The organism is Streptococcus sp., assembly GCF_032481935.1.
In the GTDB taxonomy this organism is placed as follows: domain Bacteria; phylum Bacillota; class Bacilli; order Lactobacillales; family Streptococcaceae; genus Streptococcus.
The window spans coordinates 1-5862 of the sequence record NZ_JAWERU010000069.1 but is presented as its reverse complement, the minus strand read 5'-3'; the positions used below and the strand labels follow the sequence as shown (position 1 = coordinate 5862).

Genomic DNA, 5862 nt, shown 5'->3' with positions numbered 1-5862 from the left:
CTTGTCATTGCTTAACTCAAATGTAGGTGTTTGAGTTTGAGGAACGTTTTGAACATCCTCAGAAACCTTATTAGTAGGTGCAATTGTAACTGGCGTTACCGATGGTGTGTAGGTCGCTGAAGCTTTAGTACCATTCATGTCTTCACGAACGACTGTAACTGCTGGTGCTGTGCCTGTAAAGCTTGGTTCTGGAACAAATGTCACCATTCCGTCTGCTGCTACTGTGTAGGTACCGACACCATCAACTGTCTTAGTTGCTGAGCCATCGTCAAATGTTGCGGCAACATCATCATTCATCGGCACACGGCTGTCGCCTTCAGTGAATACAGGCTTACCAGTTTGTGTAGCACCTTGGATGTCTTTTGAAGTTGCAGGACTTGCTGTTGGAGTCACAGGCGTTACTGTTGGTGTGTAGGTTGCTGAAGCCTTAGTTCCATTCTTATCTTCGCGAACAACCGTCACTGCTGGGGCTGTGCCTGTAAAGCTTGGTTTTGGAACAAAGGTTACTGTTCCATCTGATGCTACCGTGTATGTACCAATGCCATCCACTGTCTTCGTAGTTGAACCATCATCAAATTTAGCTGGAACAACATCGTTCATCGGCACACGGCTATCACCTTCGGTGAATGCAGGTTTACCTGTTTGCGTTGCACCTTGAACATCTGTTGATTCAGCTGGTGTTGCAGTTGGAGTAACAGGAGTTACAGTTGGGGTGTATGTTGCTGAAGCCTTAGTTCCGTTCTTATCTTCACGAACAACCGTCACTGCCGGAGCAGTTCCTGTAAATGATTTCTCAGGAACAAATGTCACAGTTCCGTCTGCGGCTACTGTGTATGTACCAACACCATCTACTTTCTTAGTCGTTAAACCATTATCAAATGTTGCTGGAACAGCTTCATTGATAGCTACTGTTTTCTCAACACCATCAACAGTTACTGTTCCACCCTTGAATTCAGGTTTACCGGTTTGGGTTGCACCTTGAATATCAGTTGTTTCAGCTGGTGTCGCTGTTGGGGTTACTGGAACGATTTCAGGTCTATAAGTTGTATCCACCTTAATACCGTTTGAGCTTTCAGCTTGAACCTTGGCTGGTGTTACAGCACCAGTGTATGATTTATCAGTCGGTGTGAAAGTCACTTGGCCAGTGGCTGGATTAATTGTGAAAGTACCAATTTCAGTTGTACCATTAGCGGCATAAGCAGGTGTGCTTGTAACCTCATTGCCATCTTTATCCAAAAGTGTGTAACTATTATCTTTAATGGTAATAGCTTTATCTTTGCCGTTCACTTGAACAGTTGTTCCTGCAAAGGTTGGTGTACCTGTTTGAGTGGCACCTTGGATATCTTTTGAAGTTGCAGGGCTTGCCGTTGGAACAGCTGCTACAACAGTTGGTGTATAAGTCGCATCAGATGTGATCGTTGAATTCTTACCGTTCGCATTTGTAATGGTTGCAGTTGCTTGAACTCTTACACCCGTAGCAGTTCCAACAAAGTCTTTTTCAGGTGTGAAGGTAACCGCTCCTGTAGTAGGATCAATTGCATATGTTCCTTCGCCTGCTACTGTCACCTTGTCATTGCTTAACTCAAATGTAGGTGTTTGAGTTTGAGGAACGTTTTGAACATCCTCAGAAACCTTATTAGTAGGTGCAATTGTAACTGGCGTTACAGTTGGAATATACTTAGCTGTAGCTGTTTTTAAAAACTCTGGTTGAACTTGTTTATTTTTATCTCGTCCAACTGGTGCAGTAAGTGAAACTGTTACTCCCTTAGCAGTACCAGTAAATCCTGGTTCCGGCACAAAGGTGACTTTCCCAGTCAAATCATCTAAGTAGTAAATTCCTTCCCCTTCTACAGTCACAACAGGATCATTGATAACTTTGCCAGTCGTAGGACTCACAAACTTAGCCGGATAATCAAAATCAGGTGTGATTTTAACTTCCTCACCATTACTATTTGTTCCTTCAAGAGCAAATTCTGGAGTAGCAATTTGACTAGCTCCTTGAACGTCTGTTGAAGTTTTATCAAGACCTTCCAAATTTTTTGGAGTTACAGTCGGGATGTAAAGGCCATCCATAGTGTTTAGAAGAGTGTCTACAATCGGTTCTTTAGTAGGATCTTTTGTTGTCCAACCAGTGTCATAACCATTGTTATCCGTACGGCGAATAGAAATCCCATCTGCAGTACCAAGGAAATTATCCTCTGGAATAAATTCAACATCAACCGATGTTCCATTACTAGTAACCTTATACTTACCTTGACCGGCAACAACGTAGTAACCCTCTTTATCTAAAGTTACCTGATCTCCATCTTTGTCGACGATATAAGGTGCGATACTTTCGTCAATTTTAGCAAGTTCTGTACGACTGTATTTGTACAAACCTTGAGCCGTAAATGCAACCGTTGCTGTTTGTTTTGCACCTTGAATACCCGTCGTTTCCTTTAATTCCCCTTTTGGTGGGTGGGTCACTTGCGATTTAAAGTCTTCTACTTCACCTGAAAAGGCCATACCCGTTGGTTTTTCAATCTCTTTTGCTTCTTTTGCAATACGTACACGTACACCAAGCTCTGTTACGCTTGGATCTACAATTGCTGCACCATTGTTAAATTTGAGTTCAACGTTGCCATCTTTGGTTATAGTAGCTAATTCAGAGCGTTCATTATCATCAAACTTACCATTTTGGTTAAAGTCAATCCAACCATAAATATAGGCCTTAGGTGCACCATCAGTATGGGCTTCGATTGTTAATGAGTAGTTCCCTGGACGAGTACGGTCTAACTTAATCATATCATTAGTCGCACCCTTGAGTTCGTCCGGCAAAATCTGATCGATTCCTTCGTCAGCAGTAACTGAATCGTCATCTCCAAACCAATCTCCTCTATTATTCTCATCCATATCGGGACTAACATTTCCCAAATATGGTTGAGCAACTTTAGATCCCGTTATCCCATCAACTGTACCAAGAGCATGATAAACTTTCCCATAACTTTCTGGAGCATCCCCTTCATCAAGTGGGAAGAATCCAAGCATAGCTGATTGTTTACCTGAAGATGCGATATACAAGCCAACTTCGGACGCTCCACGTGTCATAACAAGGGGAACAGCAGCAATACTTGAAATATTTGGTCCAAAGACCCCTGTTCCGAGACCTCCAGTTGTTAAATCGGCACTTCCAAAGTACTTCCAAGCAACCGCTTTTTTATCTGGCCCAACTTGATTTGAACGTCGAAGTAGGTCAAGGTTCAACTTATAGTAGCCCATGCCATCTATATTAGTGGCAGGGTTTGGACCGAATAAATTGTCTGTATCTTGTGGAATATAAGTTTTATTATTGCCCTTGGGCCATTCCCCAATATGTTGCCAACCTTCTCCGTTTGTGGTGAACATAACCATTTCACCAGGGTTAGCGGACTCACCATCCGCCATGACAATGGCAGGTTTGACCACTTTTCCACGGAAGGTCGCAGAAACTTCAAACTGAACACCGATATTCCCACCTTCAAGTTCTGAACTGATAGTAGTTTTCTTAGTTGTACCAGTGTCAATACCTTCTTTTTTAATTTCAGTCCAACGGTTTTGAGCTTCGGCAATAACTTTAGCTTCTTCACCAGCAGTAAAAGCTACTCTCGTAGCAGGTGTATTAGTCGCATTCCCATAACCATTTCTTGCATTTGGATCATAGGTCGCTTTTTCAGCTTCTGTTGCTCCTCGGTCTTCAAGGCGTTTTTTATAAAGTTCTGTCGCCTGGAAGGGTTTCAAAGATTTAACCTTGATGGTAACCACATAACCCGGCATAATTTCCTTAGTATAGGTAGCCCCAACTTGAAGTGCAAGTTTGCCATCTGATGTAGTTGTTGTCCCTGTCCAGTTAGCCGTATCTCCAAAGTCTAACCAAGAGATTAGACTTGCCAAGTCTGCTGCTTTAATATCTGTTGTAAAACCTGGCTTATCCATCTTTGGTGTAGAAGTTGCATCTTCAACATCTGCACCAATCCCAGAAGTTGTTGTATCCGCACGAAAGGCTGTATTTTTATTAATTTCTTTGCCATTACGAGGATCATTCTGACCTGTATTTGGGATTGCATTTGTACCTTCTGCTGGTTGAGTGTTTGTTGCTAGTTTACCGATACTTGATTCAGGTTTTTCAGTAACTTCAGCTTTATCTTCAACAACTGGTTTAGATTCTGCTACTACCTTATTTTTAAGTTTTGCATTCACCATTGTTACCAGTGATTGATAAGCAGCATCCAACTCAACTTGACTTCCAGCAGAGACAAGAACATTTTTAGCATTAACAAGACTTACTTTTAAAGCATCAATACTTTCATCTGTCTTATTGCTATATTTACCATTTGTCAGGTTTGTCTCGATTTCAGCAATATAGGCTTGTAATTTTGTTTGATCTAGTTCAGGCTTAGTCTCAATTGCAACTGGGACAACTGGAGTTGCCTGATAAGTTGTAGCATCTTCTTTCTCAGCTTGAGATGTAGAAAGAGATTCCGGCTGTTCCTTTTCAGTCGTCACAGCAATCTCGTCAGTTTGCTTATTCTCAGCGACTTCCTCGGCTGCTACTCCTGTAGCAGTTCCAAGCATAACTAAAGTTCCTAGTAAAACTGAACAGACTCCTACATTTAACTTACGAATCGAAAATCGACTGATACGATCATTAAACAGATCATTTTTCACTAATATTGCCTCCAAGTTGCATAAAATTTAACTTAGTTTAGAATAAATATGTATTTACTATTCATTATATTTCGTAAACTACTCGCTGTTATATTTTATCATGCCAGCCCTAGAATACCAAGCATTTTGCTCAATTTTTCTGAAAAAAACTTTCTACTTTTATAGTTCAAATTATTCAGTAAATCATATAAAAATTAATATACATTTTCTATATATTTAATACAAAAAAAGAGGGATAACCCTCTTTTTGTTTAAGCATTATTTTATTCACTTACTTCAACAGTTTCAACGACTTCTTCTACAGTCGTATCTACTGAAGCTTCTTCTTGAGAAGATGCTAGGTAAGACTCTTCATTGATAGCTTGTGGTTCAAGGTTACGGTAACGTGCCATACCTGTACCAGCTGGGATAATCTTACCGATGATAACATTTTCCTTAAGACCAAGGAGATGGTCTTTCTTACCACGGATAGCCGCATCTGTAAGGACACGAGTTGTTTCCTGGAAGGAAGCCGCTGACAAGAAACTATTTGTTTCAAGTGAGGCTTTGGTGATTCCCATAAGGACTGGACGACCTGTCGCTGGTACTCCACCTGCGATGAGAACATCCTTGTTAGCATCTGTAAAGTCGTTAATGTCCATAAGAGTTCCCATGAGAAGATCTGTGTCTCCTGGATCCATAACACGAACCTTACGGATCATTTGACGAACCATTACCTCAATGTGTTTGTCTCCGATTTCTACCCCTTGGCTACGGTAAACTTTTTGTACTTCACCGAGAAGGTAGGTTTCAACTGACAAGACATCACGTACAGCAAGGAGACGTTTTGGTTGGATAGAACCTTCTGTCAAGGCTGCACCACGAGAAACTTGGTCTCCAACTTCGACACGCATACGGGCTGTAAATGGTACCACGTATTCGCCTTCTCCAGTTTCACCTTTAACGAAGACTTTCTTGGTACGAGTTGAAGCATCTTCTTCGATAGCAGTAACTTGTCCTTTAACTTCTGTGATAACCGCTTCCCCTTTAGGATTACGGGCTTCAAAGATTTCTTGGACACGAGGAAGACCCTGAGTGATATCGGTATTTGAGGCAACCCCACCCGTGTGGAAGGTACGCATTGTAAGCTGTGTACCAGGTTCCCCGATAGATTGGGCAGCGATTGTACCAACTGCTTCA

At 41.6% G+C, this 5862-nt stretch carries 1 protein-coding gene and 1 pseudogene; both read right to left on the bottom strand.

What is annotated here, in order from left to right:
• A partial coding sequence (locus E7C97_RS09030) for a CshA/CshB family fibrillar adhesin-related protein (RefSeq protein ID WP_316108992.1) occupies nucleotides 1-4683 on the bottom strand: 4683 nt, incomplete at its 3' end.
• A gap of 263 nt (nucleotides 4684-4946) precedes the next feature.
• Nucleotides 4947-5862 (bottom strand): annotated as a pseudogene (locus tag E7C97_RS09025) (DNA-directed RNA polymerase subunit beta'); the annotation flags it as partial.